This window comes from Tahibacter aquaticus (genome assembly GCF_004363655.1).
In the GTDB taxonomy this organism is placed as follows: Bacteria; Pseudomonadota; Gammaproteobacteria; order Xanthomonadales; family Rhodanobacteraceae; genus Tahibacter; species Tahibacter aquaticus.
Genome location: NZ_SNZH01000009.1, coordinates 142,243 through 162,510 on the forward strand (window position 1 = coordinate 142,243; position 20,268 = coordinate 162,510).

Here is a 20,268-nt window from a genome sequence, read left to right on the forward strand (position 1 = left end):
GGTTGCCGCGCAAGCTGTTCGGTTTCGGCCATGCCGCCGGACTGTCGGGGCGACGTATGCCTGCAGATGCCGTCGTTTCAACCGAGGCGCAGCGACAGTTCGACGTCTTCGCCGAACGGCGTGGACAGATAGCCGTTCGCCGGCAGACGCACGTGCGCGAGGTAGTCGGGGCTGTAGTCGGCGTTGTCGGCGACGATGAGCGCGCCAGGCCGCAGGCGGCTTTGCACGAGGCTCAGGATCTCGGGATAGAGCGCCTTGGCGCCATCGAGCAGCAACAGGTCGATCGTATCGGGCAGGTCGCTGCGCAGCGTTTGCAGCGCGTCGCCTGCGCGGATTTCCACCAGGTCGGCGAGGCCGCCGGCCGCCAGGTTTTCGCGCGCCCGGAGAATTTTCGACGGCTCGAATTCCGTGGTGATCAGGCGGCCGCCGCCGTTGTCGCGCAGTGCCGCCGCGAGGTGCAGCGTGGAAATGCCGAACGAAGTGTCGAACTCGACGATCGTGCGTGCGCGGCTGCTGCGTGCCAGCATGTAAAGCAGCACTCCCGTTTCGCGCGATACGGGCAGTGGCAAATCCTTCATCCTGGCGTAGTAGTCGAGATAGTCGGTCTTGCTGCGCATCAGGCGCTCGCGGTCTTCGCGCGTCAGCGCAGCGAAGGCGGCACTCGACGCCGGCGACGCTGCAGAGGCTTCGTCGAAAAGGCGGTCGAGCAACGCAGTGACAGGGGGGGCGGTGAGGGTGGTCATGCGGGGTCTCCGGTGCAGGGGTTTCGGGTTCGAATTAGAATGCGACGAATTCGTCATATTCGCTATTCGCATTCGGGAAACCTCATGAGTGACCGCCAGAAACCACTGATTTCGCTGCGAAAAAAACCAAAGCAGGCGCGCTCGAACGAACTGATGGGCGTGATCCTCGAAGCGGCTGCTCAGGTTCTGGCGAAGGAAGGCGCGCAGCGTTTCACGACGGCGCGCGTAGCCGAGAAGGCGGGCGTCAGCGTGGGCTCGCTGTATCAGTATTTCCCGAACAAGGCGGCGATCCTGTTTCGGCTGCAGAGCGACGAATGGCGGCAAACGTCGCAGCTGTTGAGCGGTATTCTTGCAGATGTGGAAAATCCGCCACTACAACGGCTGCGCCTGCTGGTGCGCGTGTTCATTCGCTCCGAATGCGATGAAGCGCAGATGCGCGTGGCGCTCGACGATGCCGCGCCGCTGTATCGCGATGCGCCGGAAGCGCAAGCAGCCCGGTCGGCCGCGGACGGGGCTTTCACGATGTACCTGGAAGAACTGCTGCCGGCGGTGCCGGAGGCGGCACGCGCGGTAGTCGGCGATCTGATCACGACCACGCTGAGTTCGGCGGGCAAGAGCTTTTCGGAAAGCCCGCGGACGGAACAGGAGATCGAAGCATTTGCGGCGGCGATGGGAGAAATGTTTTGTGCTTACCTCCAGAGCCTGGGCGGCTGACAATGGCCTACTGTATTTTTATCGCTTTGCCGATCTGGCCATCACTGGCGCGCTAGCCGTGGCCAGGTCCAGGCCAGCGCCAACCATGCCGGCAGCAACGCCAGTGCATGCCAGATCAGAGTAACTTGTGGATTTAGTTGCAGATCGAACACCGGCACGCCCTGCAGCGCGGCATAGGTCGCAACGATCAGCACCAGCTCGAATGGCCGGGCGTGGCGGCAGAGCGCACCCAGGCACAGGCCCCAACTGACGATAGACGCACTGACCGCAATGGCCGCCAGCGCCGCGACCGGAGCGGTCGCGAGCAAGCGCAGCACACCCGGCAAGGTCAGAACCAGAAGCAAGGCAAAGCCTGCCACGAAGCGCGCGGCCAGCAGGCGACGCAGGATCCCGGGTGCGACGAACACGAGTCCGCCGGTGCCGTGTTCCTTCTCCTGCAGAATGCTGCGCGCGAGGATATCCAGCGGCAGTACCCACGCCAGCAGCATGCCGACCTGCATCGCCAGGCCACTGGCGAAGGCCTGCAGGCCGAATGCGACCAGAGCCGCCAACCACCACCAGATACGGCGTCTGCGCAACGCGGATTTCAGTTCCGCCGCGGCGAGAATGCCGACCCGGCCGCGGGCAAAACAATCGAGCAGCCGGTCCAGCCAGCGCAGACGTGAACCGGCCACGGATCGCGTCCTGGCAGAGCCGGCGCCGCGCGCCGCGGCCCAGTCCAGGCATGGCGCGGCGGCGAGTACGCCAGCCAGCGCGAACAGCACCCACAGCGCACGACCGAACACATCCATCGCCTGCACCGGCCACGATTTCCAGTCGAACCGTACCGGTTCCTTCTTGGTACCTACATGGCCGACGGTATAGCCGAACTCTTGCGGCTTGCCGGTCTGTTGCTCGCGTATCCGATTGAAATCGCGCCCGACCAGAACCATGCCGTTGGGGTCGCTGACCCAGCCGTCGCGAACGAAGCGACTATCGGGGTTTTCGAGCTGCGCCACGGATACCGACGTAATGGCGATCCACACGAAGAAGAACAGCACATTGCCCGCGGTGCGCCGCAACCACGGCAGCAGATCGAACCAGATGGCGAACATCGCCGTGATCGCCAGGCCCGGCAGGTTCAGCACCAGCACCGGCTTGACCAGTTCCAGCACGTCGATGGAACGGTCTTCTGCGCGGACCCATTGCGCGACCAGGGCCACGCCAAGCCCGGCCGCGACGACAACGCCGAAGATCACCATGTGACTGGCCCATTTCGCCAGCAGGTAGCCGCCGCGCGTCATCGGCGTGGCCACCAGGAGTTGCCAGACACGGGTATCGATGTCGCGCACCAGCGTGCCGCGCACCAGATAGAACCCGCCCAGGCTGAACAGGGTATTGAACATCATCGCCACGACCATGCCGACCCAGGCGCTGGAGTAGTAGCCGCGTTCGCCGCCGTGCAGGGCGACGACCAGGTAGTGCGCATCCAGCGGCGGAAAGCACTGGCTGATGGACAGGATCATCCCGGCCAGGATCACCCAGAACCGCGCGCTACGCGTGCGTTCGCGCAGATCGGCCAGCAAGATGGCGAGGAAACGCTGCAGTGCGGCCATCTCAGTGGCGCCCTGCGTCGGCGCCGAGCAGCCAGGTATAGGCGTCTTCCAGCGCTGGCGTGACCGCTTGTGCCTCGGCGTGCGGTGACTCGGCGCTGACCACGCGCACACGGATGCCATCCGGTCGGCGCAAGGAAGCGCATACGGCGAATTTTGCGCGCGCCTCCGCCAGCTGTTCCGGCGCCAGCGTCCATTCCCATACGTGACCATCGGCCTGAGCCAGCAGTTGTTCGGGCGTGCCGTGGAAACGCAGGCACCCGCCCGACATCACGGCAAGCGCCGTCGCGCTGGCTTCCACATCCGACACGATGTGGGTGGAGAGAATGACCAGACGCTGGCCGGCCAGATCGGTGAGCAAATGCCGGAACCGCATGCGTTCTTCCGGGTCCAGGCCGACGGTCGGTTCGTCCACGATGAGCAACGTCGGGTCATTCAGCAGCGCCTGCGCGATGCCGACACGCTGGCGCATGCCGCCGGAAAACTCGCCCAGGCGACGATCCGCCGCCTCGTTGAGGCCGACCAGACTCAGGCAGCTGTCGACACGCTCGCGCGCCAGGGCGCCGGACAGTCCCTTGACCGCCGCCAGGAAAGCGAGGAATTCGCGGGCGCTGAGTGCCGCATAGACGCCGAAGTCCTGCGGCAGGTAGCCCAAGGCGACGCGTAAAGCGTTCGGATCGGTGGCGATATCTGCCCCGTTCCAGGTGACCTTGCCCGCCGAAGGCCGGGTCAGCGTCGCCAGGATCCGCATCAGCGTCGACTTGCCGGCACCATTGGGACCCAGCAGGCCAAGGATGCCTGGTCCGAGCGTGAGACTCAGGTCCGATACCGCGAGATGCCCGCCGGGATAGCGATAACCCACTGAGTCCACTACAAGTTCGCAATTCGTCACGGCAACGCCCCTTGAGGAAGGGCGCTCCGCGATGTGCTGAAATCGTCCCTTGTGCTGGTAGTGTAGTTACCTATAACACTAAACCACATGGGTCATAAGACATATGGCCCTGTCCGCATCGACGCATTTCGTTCTGTGCCGAAAACGCGTGTTGGTGCCGCAGAGATGCGACTGGGGATCCGCTGAGGGCATTGCTGGACGGCGAACCGCCGGGCTGCGCGCCATCGGGCGGCGCTGTCCGCGCAGGCAGGCTTCCTGCATCGGCGGCGCGCCGCGAGCAGATCCTGCGGGCTTGCGCGCGGGCAACGGCAAGCGCATGCGGCATGGCCGGTGTCGTCGACGAGGCGGCGCTGCGCGAGCGGGCCGGCGCGTTGTGCGCCGATATCGGGATTCGGCTCGGCCACTCGATTGCTAAAACAATTAATACTATTTACTTGTTACACAAAAAAATCCGCGTGCCCTGGAAACTGACAGCCTCGGCGCATCAATGCGCGGGTAGCTGGCTATCCGATCGGACAAGTCCCGGACGCTGAACCATCGATTGCCGCGCCCGCGATGATGACGTCGCCGACGCCGCGAGATGTCGACCACGCCCGTGCGGTCTCCGACGTTGTCGCGTCTGGTGGATACCTCGGCAAGTCCGCGCGAGCGGATCGGCAGGCCAACGCTGTGCCGGGCGATCCGCTTGAGGTACCGCGGCTACGACAGGCCGATCGGTATCCGGCTGATACATTCAGGCAACCGAATGCGCATCGGGCGAGTGCGGCTTCGTCACGCAACAGTTCGGCGCGGGCAAATCCGCAGAGGCAGGGCAGCGTCTCGCCTTGCTCGCGCACGCGATGCGCGATCTCGCGGCTGCCGCCCCGAAGCAACGTGTGGCGCATCTGCGGGAATACCGCCGCTTCGTTCACGCCGGGAGCGTGAACAGCCTGCAGCGCAAGCTCGAAACGACCGCCGCCGCGCCGGTCTACTGGAAAGCCGATGTGCAGGCGATCGTGCAAGCCCACGGCGAGGCGCTGCTCGCCAGCGCGGCACCGCGGCTGGCGGAATGGTCTGCGGACATCGACGACGCGCTGCGCGCGCACGCGCTGGCCAGCGAGCTGAATGTCATGGCCGATCTTTGCGAACACTGGGCCGACCGGTGGCGTCACGCGGCAGAGCAGGGCGACCGGCTGCTGCCGGCGCAATGATCGGGCTCCGGCGATCTGCCGCGCGCCGCCGCTGACGAAACTTTGTGGAAATTGTCGCTATCGACCGGCAGTGCCGCCGGCCGGCGGCTACCGGTTCGTCGGTGCCGCGCCGTCAGCGCCGGCGCCTACGTAGCCTTTCGCGAATCGACGGGCTGTATTTCGCGATGCACCACAGTGCCCGTAGGCCGTCTTTCCAGCCGATTTTCTTGCCTTCCGCATAGTTGCGGCCGTGGTACGAGATGCCGACTTCTTCAATACGGCAGCCGGTCCTGGCGACCTTGGCAGTGACTTCCGGCTCGAAGCCGAAGCGGTCTTCCTCGATGCGGATTGCCTGGATGATCTCGCGACGGAAAACCTTGTAGCAGGTTTCCATATCCGTCAGCTGCAGCCCGGTGAACAGGTTCGACAGGCGCGTGAGCACGGTGTTGCCGAGCCATTGCCGAAACAGCATGCGAGGCGGCCGCGCATTCCTGAAGCGCGAGCCGAACACGACGTCAGCGCGGTCCGCCAGTATGGGTTCCAGCAGCAGCGGATAGTCGTTCGGATCGTATTCCAGGTCGGCGTCCTGGATGATCACGATGTCGCCGGTCGCGGCCTGGATGCCGGTGCGCAGCGCCGCGCCTTTGCCCTGGTTGACCTCGTGATAGAGGATCTGCTGCACCAGTGGTGCGATCTGCGTTTGCAGGATCGCTCGCGTCCCGTCGCGCGAGCAGTCGTCGACGATGATGATTTCCTTCGGCGCGTAGGGCGACAGGCGCACGGCGTCGACGAGGGCACGGATGGTTCGCTCCTCGTTGTAGCAGGGAATCACCACGGACAGTTTCATCGGCATCATTTCCCCGACGCCGCGCGAAGCATCCCCATCTGCTTTCATCAGGTCGGCTTTCATCCGATCAGCACCGCGTTCATCCGGCCAGCATCACCAGGCCGACCAGCGCGAACAGCCAACGATAGCGTCGCTGCATCCACTGCGCGGTTTCGAAATCCAGTCCGCGCCGGAGTGCGTGCAGGGACCAGGCGAGGTGCAGCAGCCAGGCGACGGAACTCCACAGCAACAGCCTCGGCAGGATGCCGAAGGCTGCCAGACCGGTGAGCATCGCATAGGCCGCCGTGAACGTGAACAGACTGGCGAGGAACGCCTGCCGGCGGCCGAATACGACGGCGTTCGTGCGTATCCCGTTGACGAGATCGCCGTCGTAGTCGCGCACTTCCTGATTCAGATGGCCTGCGGCAAACACCAGGCCAAAGAAGAGGCCGATCCAGGCACCGTTCGCATCGAGCGTGTGGGACAGCGTATAGCCGAGCAGGAAGTGCAGCGTGCCGCCGAGCAGATGATTGAGCGATGCCGCGATGGGTGTGCTCTTGCCGAGTACTGGCGAGCCTGAGTACAGAAAACCGAGCGCGGCGATCGCGGCGCCGAACAGCAACGCCGGCATACCGACGGCGGCGAACGCAACGATGGCGAGGACGAGGAGGGCGATCGCGCTCCACGCGACCTCGCGTCGGCGGATGCCCTGGCGGCTGAAGACATGCGGTGCCCGTAGCGGATCGCGCAGATCGCTGGCGTACCCGGCCCAATCGTTGAAGACGAAGATATGCGCCGTGAGCGCGCAGCTGCCGAGCGCGAGCAAGCCGGGCGCGACGACGCCGTCGCGTTCGATGCGGTAGCCGCCGAGGAAGATGCCGAGGATCGGCGAGGCCTGCAGCGCGAGCACTTCCAGCGCCCGGGTGGACGCGAAGTGCCGGATGATGCGCCCGTACTGGCGGACAGTCTTTGCGGTCATGGCGCGGCTTGCGGAGGCGGTTCGGCGTCGCCGCCGGCGGCTTGGTAGAGTCGCAACCACAGTGCGTAGCCGACATCCTCCGACCAGTAGAAGCGTCGTACCGTCGCGCTGAGATCGTTGTGGTACAGCAGCGGGGGCGACTGGCGGACCAGGGCGAAGTCGTCGGCAGCGAGCTGCGCTAGCACGCGGCGCGCGGCGTGCTGCGCCTGCGCGTCCTGCGGCGATGGGGTAGCGGCGACCAGCCAGTGCACTGCCTCGCTCCAGATCGCCTGTCCGCCGACGGGCAGGGCCAGCCGCTCCGCCGGCAGCGGCAGCGGACAGCCGCGCTGCTGCAGTTCGGCCACGCGCAGATACGGCAGCAGCGACGACTTGGCGTAGTAGACCCAGATGTCTTCGTCGCGAAACGCATGCTGCAGGTTGCCGCAGAGTTTCTGCGCCGACGGCGGATCGAGTTCGCGCAGCATCAGGTAGACATGCAGCTGGATGGCAATGTCGGTCGGGTTCGGGTCGCTGCCGGGGTCGAGGCAGCGATAGTGCTTTCGCGGCGCCAGCCAGGTGCGGTACAAGCCCCTCGCGTCGCGGTAGCGCGCGAGTTCGTCGAGCATCGGCTGCCGGCGGGCATCGTCGGCGCCGGGGCCGGCGATTCTCCACACCAGGGCCGTGTCGTCGGCGTCCGGCGTGATGGCGCAGCCCAGCGTGCCGATCGCGGGGCCGTCCGGCAGTCCGTGATAGCGCACCAGTCCGTTGCTTTCGATCTGCGCTGCCAGGTGTGCACGCGCGCGTACCAGCGCCGTATCGAGACCGTGCGATGGCGCCAGCGGCGAGAGCAGGTCGACCAGGGTCGAGGTCAGGAATGTATTCAGTTCCGGCTGCGGCGCCTGGTAGCCAAGACTGCTGGTATGCGCGGTGAGCCAGGCGCCGTACTCGGTCTGGTGCTCGCGCAGCAGCGCTGTCGCGCGGGTGGCCAGCGTATCCAGCGCCGCCGCCGGCAGTGGTGGCGGCACATCGCTCGTCGCGAGGCTCGCCGCGAGCGCTTGCGCGCGTACCATCACGCGCTGCTCGCGGACGATGCGGAAATCGCTGCGCGGTTCGACCCGCACCGCGAGCTGAAGCACCTGCTCGCCGGCCGCAACACCCCACAGGTTTGCGCTGATCTGCCAGCCGGCCGGCGCCCGCGTGTGCATGGCCGCGTCGACATCGGCGCGCGGCAGGAACTGCGTCGTCGTGCCGACGACGACGCCATTCACCAGCAACAACAACTGGGCGGGCGAGCGCCCGCAGGCGAGTGCCCAACCTTCGAGCAGCGCGCCGGGTTCCAGCTCCGGCAGTTTTCCGGCCGCGGGCAGCCGCGTCTGCCCGATCCGGTCGATCGTGCCCATCGCGTCGCAAAGAAGCTCGCCCGGTGCCGGCGGATGGCGCAGCTCGGTAACGAACGGGATATTTTGCGGATTCCATGCGCCGTGCATGGAGGCGGGGTCTCCGGCATAGATCAGCTCGTCGCTCGTCTTCGTGTACCAGAACGCGCCCACCGTCTGCACGCCGACCGACACCACGATCGCCGCGACGAACAGGCTGCGTGCCACAGGGCGCAGAACCAGCGGCGCTGGCGCGAGCATCCACAGCAGGATAGGCAGTACATCGGTCAGCCAGCGCGGCCCCCAGGCCGTGCCCGCACGCCAGTCGCCCTGGGCGTAGAGCAGCAGCTGGCCGACGACGGCAAGAGCCAGCGCCACGGCCAGCGCTCTCGTGTCGGGCGAGCGCAGGCGCTGGACCAGTCCCACGACGACGAAGGCGAGGAAGGGCGAAAAGACCAGCAGCCCGCGCCCCGGGCTGACCAGCAAGCCTGCCAGTCCCGTCCAGTTGCTCTGGAAGAAATTGACCGGCGGCTTCACCACGCCGTAGCCACCGGCGAGATGGCCCATGAAACCCAGGTTGTAGTACACAAGCGCCGCCAGCGGCACGACGGCGCCGGCCGTCAGCCACGCCGCGCTGCGCCAGTCCCGGTATACGACGAAAAGTCCGATGGCCGCGGCAACCAGCCCATCCGGCGGGCGGTTGGCCGCCATCAGCACGCAGACGGCGCCCAGCAGCGCCGTGCGCGCGATATTCGCCGGAGCCAGGGCCAGCAGCAGGGCCAGGGCGATCAGCAATTCGCCGCTACCGTGTTGCCACAGTGCCTGGCTGGAAATCATCCAGGTATTGGTGCCGAAAGCGAACGCGAGCGCGAGCGGCAGACTCCAGCGGTTGCCCTCGCGGCGCAACAGCAGGAATACGACGACGCTGGCGGCTGCGGCAAGAATGGACGCCGCGAGCTTCTCCATCCATTCCGCCACCCGGTCGACATGCGGCTGCTCCCATCCCCGGGCGTCGAGCCAGAGCACCGCGGGCAGGTATAGCGGCGCCACGATCAGCGGCGTCACCACGGGATAAAACGAAGCCAGCTCGTGCTCGCGCGTGCGCACCAGCCAGTAGGCCGTCGGCTCGAAGTAGACGGCCTTGCCGTCGGCGTTGTCCGGCCGGAACCGCGGCAGGGCCAGGGGATGACCGTGCGCGAACAGGCGTGCCTGCGCACCTGGCGCCAACGTGCCGTCGTGCCACAGCATCAGCGGCAGGTAGCGGGCGGACACGGTGTCCCCGGCGCCGATCTGCCGCAGGTTGGCGTTGTAGACCAGCAGGCAGGCCAGGGCCAGCATCAGCGGCGCCAGCAGGGAGCGCAGGCGCGAGCGGCGCGGGTGTCTCGGGCTGGTGGTCATGGGTGGCGAGGCAGCATGGGCGCGCAAGCTTAGCGGATCGACAGCGTCGGGTGCCCTTGCTATGTTGATTGCTCAGGCGTGATACGGAAACCCTATCTAGATGCAGCCAAGCGGGCAGAGAACACTGGTGACGGGCGGTGCCGGCTTTCTCGGGTCCCACTTGTGCGATGCGCTGATACGGCGTGGCGACGACGTCCTTTGCGTGGACAATTTCCACACTGGTACGCGCGACAACATCGCGCCGCTGCTGGGGCATCCGCGCTTCGAGCTGCTGCAGCACGACATCACCTTGCCGCTGGATGTCGAGGTCGACCGCATCTTCAATCTCGCCTGTCCGGCATCGCCGGTTCACTACCAGCACGATCCGGTGCGTACGACGAGAACCTGCGTGCATGGCGCGATGAACATGCTCGCGCTGGCCGAGCGGCGGGGCGCCCGCATCCTGCAGGCGTCGACCAGCGAGGTCTACGGCGATCCGGAAGTGCATCCGCAGCCGGAAAGCTATTGGGGCCGGGTCAATCCGATCGGCCTGCGCAGCTGCTACAACGAAGGCAAGCGTTGCGCCGAAACGCTGTTTTTCGACTATCACCGCCAATACGGCCTGCCGATCAAGGTCGTGCGGATCTTCAACACCTACGGCCCGCGCATGTATGCCGACGACGGCCGCGTCGTCAGCAATTTCATCGTCCAGGCGCTGCGCGGCGACGACGTCACGCTGTACGGCGACGGCAGCCAGACGCGTTCGTTCTGCTATGTCGATGATCTGGTCGGGGCGCTGCTGGCGGCGATGGAAACGCCCGCCGGATTCACCGGCCCGGTCAACGTGGGCAATCCCGCCGAACTGAGCATGCGCGAGCTGGCCGAATGCGTGCTGCGGCTCAGCGGCAGCCCGTCGCGGATCGTCCACCGCCCGCTGCCGCCGGACGATCCGAAAGTGCGCAGGCCGGACATCGATCTGGCCAGGCAGGCGCTGGGCTGGCAACCCACGGTATCTCTCGACGAAGGGCTCAGGAAAACGATCGCCTATTTTCGCCTGCTCCTGAACGCATGAGGCAAGAACAGCAGATGAGGGGAGCGGAAAGAACGGCAATCATCGTCGCGGGCATGCATCGCAGTGGCACCTCGATGACGACGCGCATCGTCAATCTCCTCGGGGCAGATCTCGCCCACGATCTGATTCCCGCCGCCATCGGCAACGAGCGCGGCCATTGGGAATCGCGCGCCGTGCAGGATCTGCACAACGGCATGCTCGCAGAGCTGGGTTCCGACCTGTATTCGCCGGTGAACTTCCCGCCTGGCTGGTTCGGCAGCGCCGCTGCGCAGCAATGGACAGGCCGCCTGCGCGATCTCGTTGCCGACGAATACCCCTCGTCGAACGTGTTCGTGCTGAAAGATCCGCGCATTGCGCTGTTTCTTCCGCTCTGGTCGGAAGCGCTGCGCCAGTCAGCCATCGTGCCGCGATTCGTGCTGCCCTTCCGGCACCCCGATGCAGTCGCTGCCTCGCTGGAAGTGCGCGAGCGCAGGCTGTCCAGCGGCAACGTGCTGCCGCATGCGCAGGGAGTCGCCGTATGGCTTCGTTATGTGCTGGCGGCGGAAAAATTCACGCGCGGCCAGGCACGCACCTTCGTCGAATTCGACCAGGTGCTTGCCAACTGGCGTGGGGAATTCGCGCGCATGGGCCGGCAGCTTGGCATCGACTGGCCGAACTGGCAGCGCGTGGATACGGCGATTGACGATTTCCTCGATGCCGGTGCCGGCGGCCACGGAGCAGGCCATCCTGCAGATACCGTGGCGTCAGATGCGCTGGCGGGAATCTGCCAGGGCATCTACGCCGGCCTGGTGCAGTCGGTACAGTCGCCGCAAACGGCGTGGCCGGCATTCGACGCGGCGGCACAGGCCGTCGCGGCGGCCGAAGGCCTGCTCGGCCCCTGTCTCATCGCCAGGGAACGCGTTTTCGGCGACCTGCGCCAGCGCGCCGACAGCGCCGCGCAGCGGCATGACAGCGAACGCGCCGACATGCATGCCCGCTTTGCCGTCGAAATCGGCCTGCGCGATGCACGCGTCGCAGAAGCAGGCGTGCATGCGCGGCAATTGCAGGAAACGGTCGACACGCTGCAGCGTGAGCGCAGCAATTTCGCCGTCGAGATCGGCCTGCGCGATGCACGCATCGCGGAAGCAGGCGTGCATGCGCGGCAATTGCAGGAAACGGTCGACACGCTGCAGCGCGAGCGCAGCAATTTCGCCGTCGAAATCGGCCTGCGCGATGCACGCATCGCGGAAGCAGGCGTGCATGCGCGGCAATTGCAGGAAACGGTCGACACGCTGCAGAGGGAAAGCAGCAATTTCGCCGTCGAGATCGGCCTGCGCGATGCACGCATCGCGGAAGCAGGCGTGCATGCGCGGCAGATGCAAGAAACGCTAGAAACTCTGCAGCAGGAACGCAGCAGCTTTGCCATCGAGATCGATCTACGCGATACGCGCATTGCGGAAGCAGGCGTACACGCCCGGCGGATGGAACAAACCATCGAAACGCTGCAGCAGGAACGCGGCAACGCCCTGGACTACGCCAGATCGCTGGAGCAGGACCGCGACCGCGTCCGTGCAAGCGAGGAAACGCGCGAGCACGAACGCGCGGCCCTGCATGCGCAGTTTGCCGCCGACATCGAGCAGCGCGACGCGCGCATCGCGCAGGCGGCCGTGCACGCACGGCGTATGCAAGAAACCGTCGAACTGCTGGAGCGCGAACACGGCAATGCCTCCGACTATGCCAGGTCGCTGGCGCAGGATCGCGACCGCGCTGTCGAATACGCCCAGTCGCTCAAAGACAGCCGCGATGAGGCGCTGGAGTACGCGCAGACACTCGAACAAGTGCGCAGCGAGGCGACGCAGCAAAAACGCTCGGAACTGCTGGCGCGCCAGGGACTGCCGGTATTTTTCACGATTGCCTCGCGCAACTACCTGGCTTACGCGACGACCTTGATGCAGTCGGTGGCGGCGCAGTATCCCGATGCGCCGCGCTACCTGATACTCGCCGACCGCGCCGATGGCGAGGACGATGGCGCGCTCGCCGCTGCCCCGTTCACCACCATTGCCGCCGAGGCACTCGACCTGCCGGATTTCGATGCGTTCGCGTTTCGCTACACCATCATGGAATTCAATACGGCGATCAAACCGTTTGCCTTCGCCCATCTGCGCCGGCGCCATCCGGGCGACGGCATCGTCTACCTCGATCCCGATATTCTCGTGGTCGAGCCGCTCACCGAAGTCGAAGCCGCATTCGCCGATGGTGCGCTGGCAGTGCTGACGCCGCATCTCGTCGAACCCGTCGACGACGGTCGTCAGCCTGGCGAGCGCGAAATCCTGGCCAGCGGTACCTACAATTGCGGATTCGTCGCGATCGGTGCCCACGCCGAAGCCGGCCGCCTGATCGCCTGGTGGTCTGATCGCCTCGAATTCGGTGCCTTCAGCGACATTGCGGCGGGCCTGTTCACCGACCAGAAATGGGTCGACCTGGTGCCGGGCCTGTTTCCGGACGTACATATCCTGCGCGACAAAGGATATAACCTCGCTTACTGGAATTTGTCGCAACGCCCGGTGTCGCGGCGCGGGCCGCACTGGTATGCAGGAAACCAGCGGCTCGCTTTCGTCCATTTCAGCGGCGTCGATCTCGATCGCCCTGCGCAGTTCTCCAAGCACCAGAATCGCCATACCCAGGCAACGATCGGCAAGCTGCAGCCGCTGTACGCGGAATACCTCGATCGTCTGGCCGCCAACGGCCATGTCGAACACCGCCGCAAACCCTATGCATTCGGCAGGTTCGTCGACGGCGAGCCGATCTGCGATCCCGTGCGTGCCGTCTACCGGCGTTATTTCGACAAAGGAGCGGCGCAGCCGCAAGCTGATCCGTTCTCCATGGACCGGCGCCTGTACGATCTGCCCTGCGACGAGCAGCCCATGCGCGCCGACGCGCCGATGACACGGCTGATGTACGCCGTGTGGAAAATGCGCGCCGACCTGCAGCAGGCATTCGACATAGGCCAGGCCGCCGGCAGGCGCGGGTTCATCCGCTGGTTTGCCCGCGCCGCGCAGCAGGAGATGGGCATTCCCGAGCGGCATCTCGATCCGGCGCGCCGCGCACTGGCGGTGTGCGTGGTCGACGATGGACAGGATTCCACATTGCAACAACGGCATTCCGCGCCGGGGCTGGCAAGCCATGCCGCTGCCGTCTGCCTGGACGTCGTCAATTGGAGCTACCGCTTTCGGCCGGCGCGGCGTTTCTACGCCACGATTCCGGAAACGACGCGAAATCGCGTCCGTCGCCGGCTGGAGCGCATCGCAGGAAGATCTGCGATAGCCATTCCGGCAGCGAGCCCGCACCAGCCGACGGGTATCAAGCCGACGGGTATCAATCTGGTCGGCTACGCCCACGGCGAATTCGGCGTTGCCGAGGTGCTGCGCCGCTATGCGCATGCGCTGCACGGCGGGGGAGTGCCGTTCGTCGTACGCAATTTCGATACGGGCGTCGCCAGCCGCCAGAGCGATCGCAGCATGCAGCGTTTCCTGTCGGACGAATGCCGCTACGCGGTGAACCTGTTCTGCATCAATGCCGACCAGATGCCGATCGCGCGCGAGCAGCTGGGCGATGCGGTGTTCGCCGGGCGCTACAACATCGCATGCTGGTTCTGGGAACTGGAAAAATTCCCGGCGGAATGGCATGGCGCGATCGACCTGGTCGACGAGATATGGGTGAGTTCGCCGTTCGTGCGCGACGCGATTGCCGCCTGCACGGCCAAGCCCGTACACATCGTGCCGGTGGCGCTCGGCGTGAATCTGCCCCAGCGCTATTCGCGCAGCGAATTCCGCTTGCCCGAGGCGGTCTTCCTCTGCCTCTTCAGCTTCGACTTCAATTCCTTCGCGGTACGCAAGAACGCGGAGGGCGTGATCGCCGCATTCCGCCGGGCGTTCGCCGACGGCCGCCGCGACGTGCGCCTGGTGATCAAGACCACCAATGGCGAGCGTCGCCCCGATGCGCTGCGCCGTCTGATCGACGCCGCCGCAGGCGACGACCGCATCGAGGTGCGCGACGGATTTCTCGACCGCCGCGGCATGTGGGCCCTGCAGGCCTGCTGCGACTGCTATGTCTCGCTGCACCGCTCCGAAGGCCTGGGCCTGGGCATGGCCGAATGCATGCTGCTGGGCAAGCCGGTCGTCGCGACGGCGTATTCCGGCAACCTCGCCTTCATGGACGCGGACAACAGCTGCCTCGTCGGCTACTCGCTGGTTGCGGTGGAGGAGGGCGAATACCCGGCCTGGCAAGGCCAGCACTGGGCCGAGCCCGACGTCGACCAGGCCGCGGCCTACCTCAGGCGGCTGGCCGACGACCCGCTATATGCACGCCAGATCGGGGAAAACGCCAAGGCGAGCGTGAGCCAGCGCCTTTCGGCTGCGGCGAGTCTGGCGGCGGTGACGGCGCGGCTTGCCGAAATTCCCCCGTTACAGCCTGGCTGATATCGCGGCGTGTAGCGTCGCTACTCAGAACTGGCGGCTATCCTCCTTGCTGCCGCCAGACGGAAGATCGGCAGGCAGGGGATTGGCGCCCTCGACTGCGCGGATCTTCACGTCGCGCAGGTACGACCAGTCGCAATCGCTGTTGCTTGCCGGACCGGGCGCCATGTCGATCCGCAGGATGCCGTCGGCGCCGACATCGACAGGACCGAGTTCGAACGGCCGCGCGGGGCGCAGCGCAGCGTCGGCGAACGGGTTGTACGAATACGCGAAGGTCCTGCCCGTACTGCCCGACACCCTGGCCTCCACACCATCGCTGCCGCTGCAGCCGGCACTGGTGAACGCGTTGGGGACGATGCCGATCTCGCCCGAGACGATATAGCCGCCGGGGCCGGGCTTGAAGGTGAGCTGCGCAGGGCTGTGCATGAACAGGACGCGACGCCCGTCTACGTCCATGGTGCGGACGCCGGCGCTCCAGGCTTGCGGCCGGTGCGAGAAGCCGGGAAACAGCGCTTCGGTCATCTCCGGCGGCAGTTCGACGCGGGGCCGTCGCGGCAGCTGCGTGAGGTTCCACTGGATATCGCTGGCGAACAGGGCGCCCAGCGCCTCGCTCTGCGGCAGCAGGCGAAAACGCCGCACGGCAGGCAGGTCGGCACCGACGAACAGGCGCACGTAGTCGTCCAGCGACTGCACCAGCGGCGATACGAGGAAGCTGCCGCTTGCCGCGCCGCGTACCAGCCGGAAGCGCTGGACCGTGCCGTCGGCGAGTTCCAGCTCGATGAACTGCCCCGGCTCGCGCAGCAGGATTGCCATGGCCTTGCCTGCCAGGGAGAGTTCGGAACGCACTGCCAGCACTGCTACGGATTCCGCTGTGCTTGGCAGCGCTATCCATTCGCCCCAGGTCGTTTGCTGCCAGCCGGCCTGCGCCGGGGGCTGCGGCGGCGTGGAGGCGGCGTCCTTCTCCAGTAGCAGATAGGATTTTTCCACGAGTACCGGATGGTAATTCCTGTACAGCGTGGTGAAAGCGAGCGCGTTTTCGCTGCTGGGCAGGTTGCTGTCGATCGGCGAGTACGCCAGCAGCACGAAATCCGTCCGCTGCGGGCCGCTGTAAGCGGCGGCGTTCAGCTGCTGCAGGCGCGGCGTGTAGGCGCCGTAGCCCTGGAACACGGGCGAGGGCCGGTAGGCGAAGCCGTTGATGATGACGACGCCTTGCTGCGTGCCGGCGAGATCGACGCTGCGCTTGCCGACGATGGCACGCGTCTGCGGCAGATCGAGCCGCATGCGCTGCCGGTCCAGCTCTGCATCGAGGGCTGGCCGATAGGTGAGCGGATGCACGAGCAGGAAAGCGTTGTGCGCCAGAACCCCCAGGCTGGCAACGGCCATGTCGCCGGGCTTGTGACTCGCGCCGGCATTGACGGTCCGGTCGGCCAGCGGCACAACCGCCAGGGCCAGGCCCAGGCTCATCGCGCGCAGCCACGGCGGTGCGGCTGTCGTCATCGCCGGCAGCAGCGGCAGCACCAGCCAGGCTGTCACGGCGAAGATGGCGATATGCGTGTCGGCGCGAGTGAAGCCGGCACGCCAGGCGACGAAGATCGCGAGGCCGCAGAGCGCGATGCAGGCCAGCCGGGCGAGGTCGTGGCGGGCGCGCCAGGCCGCCCATAGACCGATGCCGCCGATACAGCCCAGCACCGCCAGGCCGTAGAGATCGAATCGCAGCGGCGGGAAAAAGCCCATCGCCCCGCTGTAGCCGCGGGAGATTTCGTACACCGTGGCGACGAAGGAAAGCAGGTCGCTGAAGCGCTGGCCGCTCGCTATCCACAGCGACAGGGAACAGGCCGGAACGAGCAGCAGCCAGGCGGCCGCGTGGCGCTGCAGGCGCGCCCGCAGCAGTACGACGGTTGCCGCCAGCCACCAGGCCACGATGAGCAGCAAGGTGCTCATCTTGATCAGCAGGATGGTGGACGCGTACAGCGCCGCGACGACGAGCAGCAGCCAGAGCGCGCGCCGGCGTCCGGCGGCGGCGTGTGCGTGCATGCCGGCGAGGGCGAATACCGGCATGGCCAGCCATACCGGATCGGCGGCCAGCAGCGGCGCCGCGAAGACGGCGGCCGCCGCCAGGACAATGCGTTCTGGCCAGCGCTGCACCAGCCACGCGTTGGCGAACAGGAAGGCGGCTGCAACGGCGAGCGCAATCTGCGTCGCGACGAAGGTGCCGTAGCTGTTCGGATCGCAGGCGTTCAGCGGCGAGAGGTAGCCGAGCGGGCCGTAGGTGAACGCGATATCGCTGCCCCAGCGCAGGCCGTGCATGCTCGCCCAGCGCAGCACCATGGTCCAGGACGGGTCCAGCTCGTCACCCGCGACCGAGCCGCCGAAACGCACGCTCGCGACGAGGAACAGCAGGCCGGCGAGCGCCGCTGCTGCCAGGTCCACGGCCGTGACCGGGCGGGCATGTGGTGTCGGTCGAGGATTCTTCGCGCTCATGCCGGAAGCCTCGAGCAGGCACTGCGACGACGTCTGCAGCGGGGACCGGCCACGGCGTGACGTAGCGCCGTTGCCCGCCATGCGGCGTGCTGGCTAGCCGGATGTGTTGCATTCCTGCGCACGCCAAAAAAATAGTGCGCTACAAGATCAGTCGATCGGGTGTCCTGTCTCGCCAATACCATTCACGAATTCCGCTGTCTTGACCAGCTTCGCTGTTGAAAACCGCCGCGATACGTCGTTGCGATTCGTCGCCGTAGCGCTGCTACGCTTCCTCACCGCGCCTGGTCTCCCGGCGAAATCCATCCGGAATTTCTTTACCGTAGTTACGAGACAGGACACTAGCCGTTTGCACAATGCAACCAGAACCGCGTGGATGTGCCGCGCAAGGATAAGGAGGTGGATATGGCCAAGCTCGTGTTCGGAATGAACCAGTCCCTCGACGGCTACGTCGACCATACGAAGTTTGTACCAAGCCCCACGCTCTTCCGCCACTTCGTCCAGGAGGCGCAGGGGCAGGCGGGCAGTGTGTACGGCCGCAAGATCTACGAGCTGATGCGTTACTGGGACGACGATCACCCCGAGTGGGATGCAGACCGTCGTGCCTTCGCGGCGGCGTGGCGGAAGCAGCCGAAATGGGTCGTCTCGCGCTCGTTGCCGCCGGTCGGCCCCAACGCCAGCCTGGTCGACGGCGATCTTGAGGGTGCCATGCGCAAGCTGAAGGCCGAGCGCGACGGGGAGATCGAAGTGGCCGGCCCGGACTTGGCGCAAAGCCTGACCGAACTCGGCCTGATCGACGAATATCGAATCTACCTGCACCCGGTCGTGCTGGGTCGCGGCACGCCCTATTTCGCCGGGCCCCGGCCGCCATTGCGCCTGATCGCCCATGACCGGATTGGCGAGGATGTGATCAGGCTCACTTACGTTCCTGCCTGATCCCGCGACTTGCCACCTGCTTTGTCTGTTTATCCAGATTTTTCTTTATGCCGTCAGCCGTGCTGGCTGAAATCCGGGGCGATGGGCCAGGTGCATCACGGTGTGTCCTGCCCAAAGTCATCGCGGAACAGCACATCGTCGTTGAGGCGCATGACGAAGAAATCCCAGTCGTCGCTATCCGGGTTGTAGCGGCGCTCGCCGGCGACGAGCACGCGGCCTTGCTGGTCGATGGCGATGGCGTGAGGCCGCACCTCGGCGCCGTCGAGACTGTATCGGCGCCAGCCAGTGCCATTGCCGAAGGTGGTATCGAGGCTGAGGTCGCTGAATTTGAGGCGCACAACGGCGATTTCGCGGTACTCGTCGGGGCCGGGATAGTTACGCAGCGCCATTACTACCCAGATGCGCCCGGCGCCCCTGGGGTCGTACACACCTTGCGGGAAATGAAACGACAGTGCGGTCGATGGACTGGTGGCATCGCCAAGGACGTAGCTGCGCGATACCTCCGGGTCGGAATACGACTGACCGCTGTCGTTCACCTGGTAGAAATACGGCCGCGAGGCGGTGAGCACACGGCGGTCGTCGCCGCCGCCAGCGGCGTTCTGCACCTGCGACATGCTGAAACCGGTGGTGCGTATGCTGTAGTAGTTGGGCAGGATGCTCCACAGCTGGTCGTCGAGATGGCCGCCCAGGTTGGGTTCGAACACTTTGCAATTGGTGTACACGCCGGGCGGGTTCGTGCGGAAGTCACGGCCGGGATCGCACAGCTTCACATCGTTGTCGGCAGCGCTGTTGAAGTTGCGGTATACGCGCTGCGACAGGTTGTAGTTGGTGCTGCCGTCGCGGAAGAAATGCGGCGCAATGCCCACCGTGCCGATAACGCCGGGCGGATCCGCGGGCAGGCTGTCGGATACCGTCACCGTTTTTTGCTCGTTGCGCTGGATGGCACAGGTAGCCGCGACGTAGGCCTGGTCGCTGTAGCGGCGCACGTAGCCGGTGATGTGGGCCTGATCGGCCGAGTATGAGCCTGCGCCCAGTGCGTAAAAGTCCCGCAGCGCGCCGCCGGCGATCACTTCGCACTTGCCCAGACCTCCGTTCAGCGTGGTGCCGGCGGGCGATACGGCGAACAGCTTGGCGTAGTTCACCGAGGTGCCTGTGACGACGCGCCCGGAGCCGGCGAAACCGATGCCCTGGTTGCCGCTGGGATTGTTACCGGCGGCCGCCCAGGCGACGAAATCGAACTCGTAAGGCCATACGATCAGGCCCGGATAGACGCCGCCGAAGGTGTCCTCGGCGCTGGCCCACTGGACATGGCGCGAGCCATCGGGATTGAGCCGCGCGGCGGCCAGCAGGCCATTGCCGTTGTACTGCGGGTCGCGGCCGGCCAGGCCCGCCACCACGATGCTGCCGTCGTACTGCACGACCAGCATCCTGGCGCTGTCGTAGCGCGAGCGGCCGGGCGGATCGACAAAGATCGTGTTCCAGCCACGGCCGGCGTAGCTTCGGTCGAAGTCGCCGTTGTCGGGCGCTGCAGATGTGGCAGCGGTGGCGACAGTGAGCAGGTGGGCGGCGAGGGCGTACGCGGCGAGACATGGCCGTGGACGAACCGCCAGGCAATGCCCATCGCGCCTGGCGGCGAGAAACGAACGAACGCAGAAATGGCGCATGGCGGATTTTCGCAAGG

Annotated in this window: 14 protein-coding genes; 6 read left to right on the forward strand and 8 right to left on the reverse strand. The window is 66.0% G+C overall.

Translation table 11 applies throughout. The features are described from left to right. Positions 1–77: 77 nt before the first annotated feature. Positions 78–743, reverse strand: coding sequence for an O-methyltransferase (locus tag DFR29_RS15640; RefSeq protein ID WP_133819549.1), 666 nt, complete (start codon positions 741–743; stop codon positions 78–80). 84 nt (positions 744–827) lie between these two features. On the opposite strand from DFR29_RS15640, the gene DFR29_RS15645 reads away from it, so the two are divergent. Next, the gene (locus DFR29_RS15645; RefSeq protein ID WP_133819550.1) at positions 828–1,457 is read left to right on the forward strand and encodes a TetR/AcrR family transcriptional regulator; all 630 of its coding nucleotides are present in this window, start codon (positions 828–830) and stop codon (positions 1,455–1,457) included. 41 nt (positions 1,458–1,498) lie between these two features. Here DFR29_RS15645 and DFR29_RS15650 read toward each other — a convergent pair whose 3' ends face one another. Both DFR29_RS15650 and DFR29_RS15655 read right to left on the reverse strand, forming a co-directional pair. Next, on the reverse strand, positions 1,499–3,052 hold the full coding sequence (locus DFR29_RS15650; protein ID WP_133819551.1) for a hypothetical protein: 1,554 nt from the start codon (positions 3,050–3,052) through the stop codon (positions 1,499–1,501). 1 nt (position 3,053) lies between these two features. Then, positions 3,054–3,920, reverse strand: coding sequence for an ATP-binding cassette domain-containing protein (locus DFR29_RS15655; protein ID WP_208113612.1), 867 nt, complete (start codon positions 3,918–3,920; stop codon positions 3,054–3,056). Between the two features lie 212 nt (positions 3,921–4,132). Here DFR29_RS15655 and DFR29_RS15660 point away from each other — a divergent pair, with 212 nt between their 5' ends. Together DFR29_RS15660 and DFR29_RS15665 are read left to right on the forward strand one after the other, a co-directional pair. Next, positions 4,133–4,474: a hypothetical protein gene (locus tag DFR29_RS15660; protein WP_133819553.1), complete on the forward strand. Its 342-nt coding sequence runs from the start codon at positions 4,133–4,135 to the stop codon at positions 4,472–4,474. 291 nt (positions 4,475–4,765) lie between these two features. Next, the gene (locus DFR29_RS15665) at positions 4,766–5,131 is read left to right on the forward strand and encodes a hypothetical protein (RefSeq protein ID WP_133819554.1); all 366 of its coding nucleotides are present in this window, start codon (positions 4,766–4,768) and stop codon (positions 5,129–5,131) included. Positions 5,132–5,243: 112 nt separating this feature from the next. On the opposite strand, the gene DFR29_RS15670 is transcribed toward DFR29_RS15665, so the two are convergent. The 3 genes from DFR29_RS15670 to DFR29_RS15680 are packed head-to-tail and all read right to left on the reverse strand — an operon-like array spanning position 5,244 to position 9,668. Next, positions 5,244–6,020, reverse strand: coding sequence for a glycosyltransferase family 2 protein (locus tag DFR29_RS15670; RefSeq protein ID WP_208113613.1), 777 nt, complete (start codon positions 6,018–6,020; stop codon positions 5,244–5,246). A 16-nt stretch (positions 6,021–6,036) separates the two neighbouring features. Further along, positions 6,037–6,975, reverse strand: a complete 939-nt coding sequence (locus tag DFR29_RS15675) for a prenyltransferase (protein ID WP_133819555.1) — start codon at positions 6,973–6,975, stop codon at positions 6,037–6,039. Continuing rightward, entirely contained in the window at positions 6,912–9,668 is a 2,757-nt protein-coding gene (locus DFR29_RS15680) for a hypothetical protein (RefSeq protein WP_133819556.1), read from the reverse strand. Before DFR29_RS15680 ends, DFR29_RS15675 begins: the two co-directional genes overlap by 64 nt. Before the next feature lie 100 nt (positions 9,669–9,768). Here DFR29_RS15680 and DFR29_RS15685 point away from each other — a divergent pair, with 100 nt between their 5' ends. Both DFR29_RS15685 and DFR29_RS15690 read left to right on the forward strand, forming a co-directional pair. Next, positions 9,769–10,719, forward strand: coding sequence for a UDP-glucuronic acid decarboxylase family protein (locus tag DFR29_RS15685; protein WP_133819557.1), 951 nt, complete (start codon positions 9,769–9,771; stop codon positions 10,717–10,719). Positions 10,720–10,793: 74 nt separating this feature from the next. Then, entirely contained in the window at positions 10,794–15,176 is a 4,383-nt protein-coding gene (locus DFR29_RS15690) for a glycosyltransferase (protein ID WP_166654126.1), read from the forward strand. A 24-nt stretch (positions 15,177–15,200) separates the two neighbouring features. Here DFR29_RS15690 and DFR29_RS15695 read toward each other — a convergent pair whose 3' ends face one another. Beyond that, positions 15,201–17,654, reverse strand: a complete 2,454-nt coding sequence (locus DFR29_RS15695; protein WP_133819559.1) for a hypothetical protein — start codon at positions 17,652–17,654, stop codon at positions 15,201–15,203. A gap of 402 nt (positions 17,655–18,056) precedes the next feature. Between DFR29_RS15695 and DFR29_RS15700 the strand changes: the two genes are divergently transcribed. Beyond that, positions 18,057–18,587, forward strand: coding sequence for a dihydrofolate reductase family protein (locus DFR29_RS15700; protein ID WP_133819560.1), 531 nt, complete (start codon positions 18,057–18,059; stop codon positions 18,585–18,587). A gap of 95 nt (positions 18,588–18,682) precedes the next feature. Here DFR29_RS15700 and DFR29_RS15705 read toward each other — a convergent pair whose 3' ends face one another. Beyond that, positions 18,683–20,251, reverse strand: coding sequence for an NHL repeat-containing protein (locus tag DFR29_RS15705; protein ID WP_166654127.1), 1,569 nt, complete (start codon positions 20,249–20,251; stop codon positions 18,683–18,685). Between the last annotated feature and the right edge of the window lie 17 nt (positions 20,252–20,268).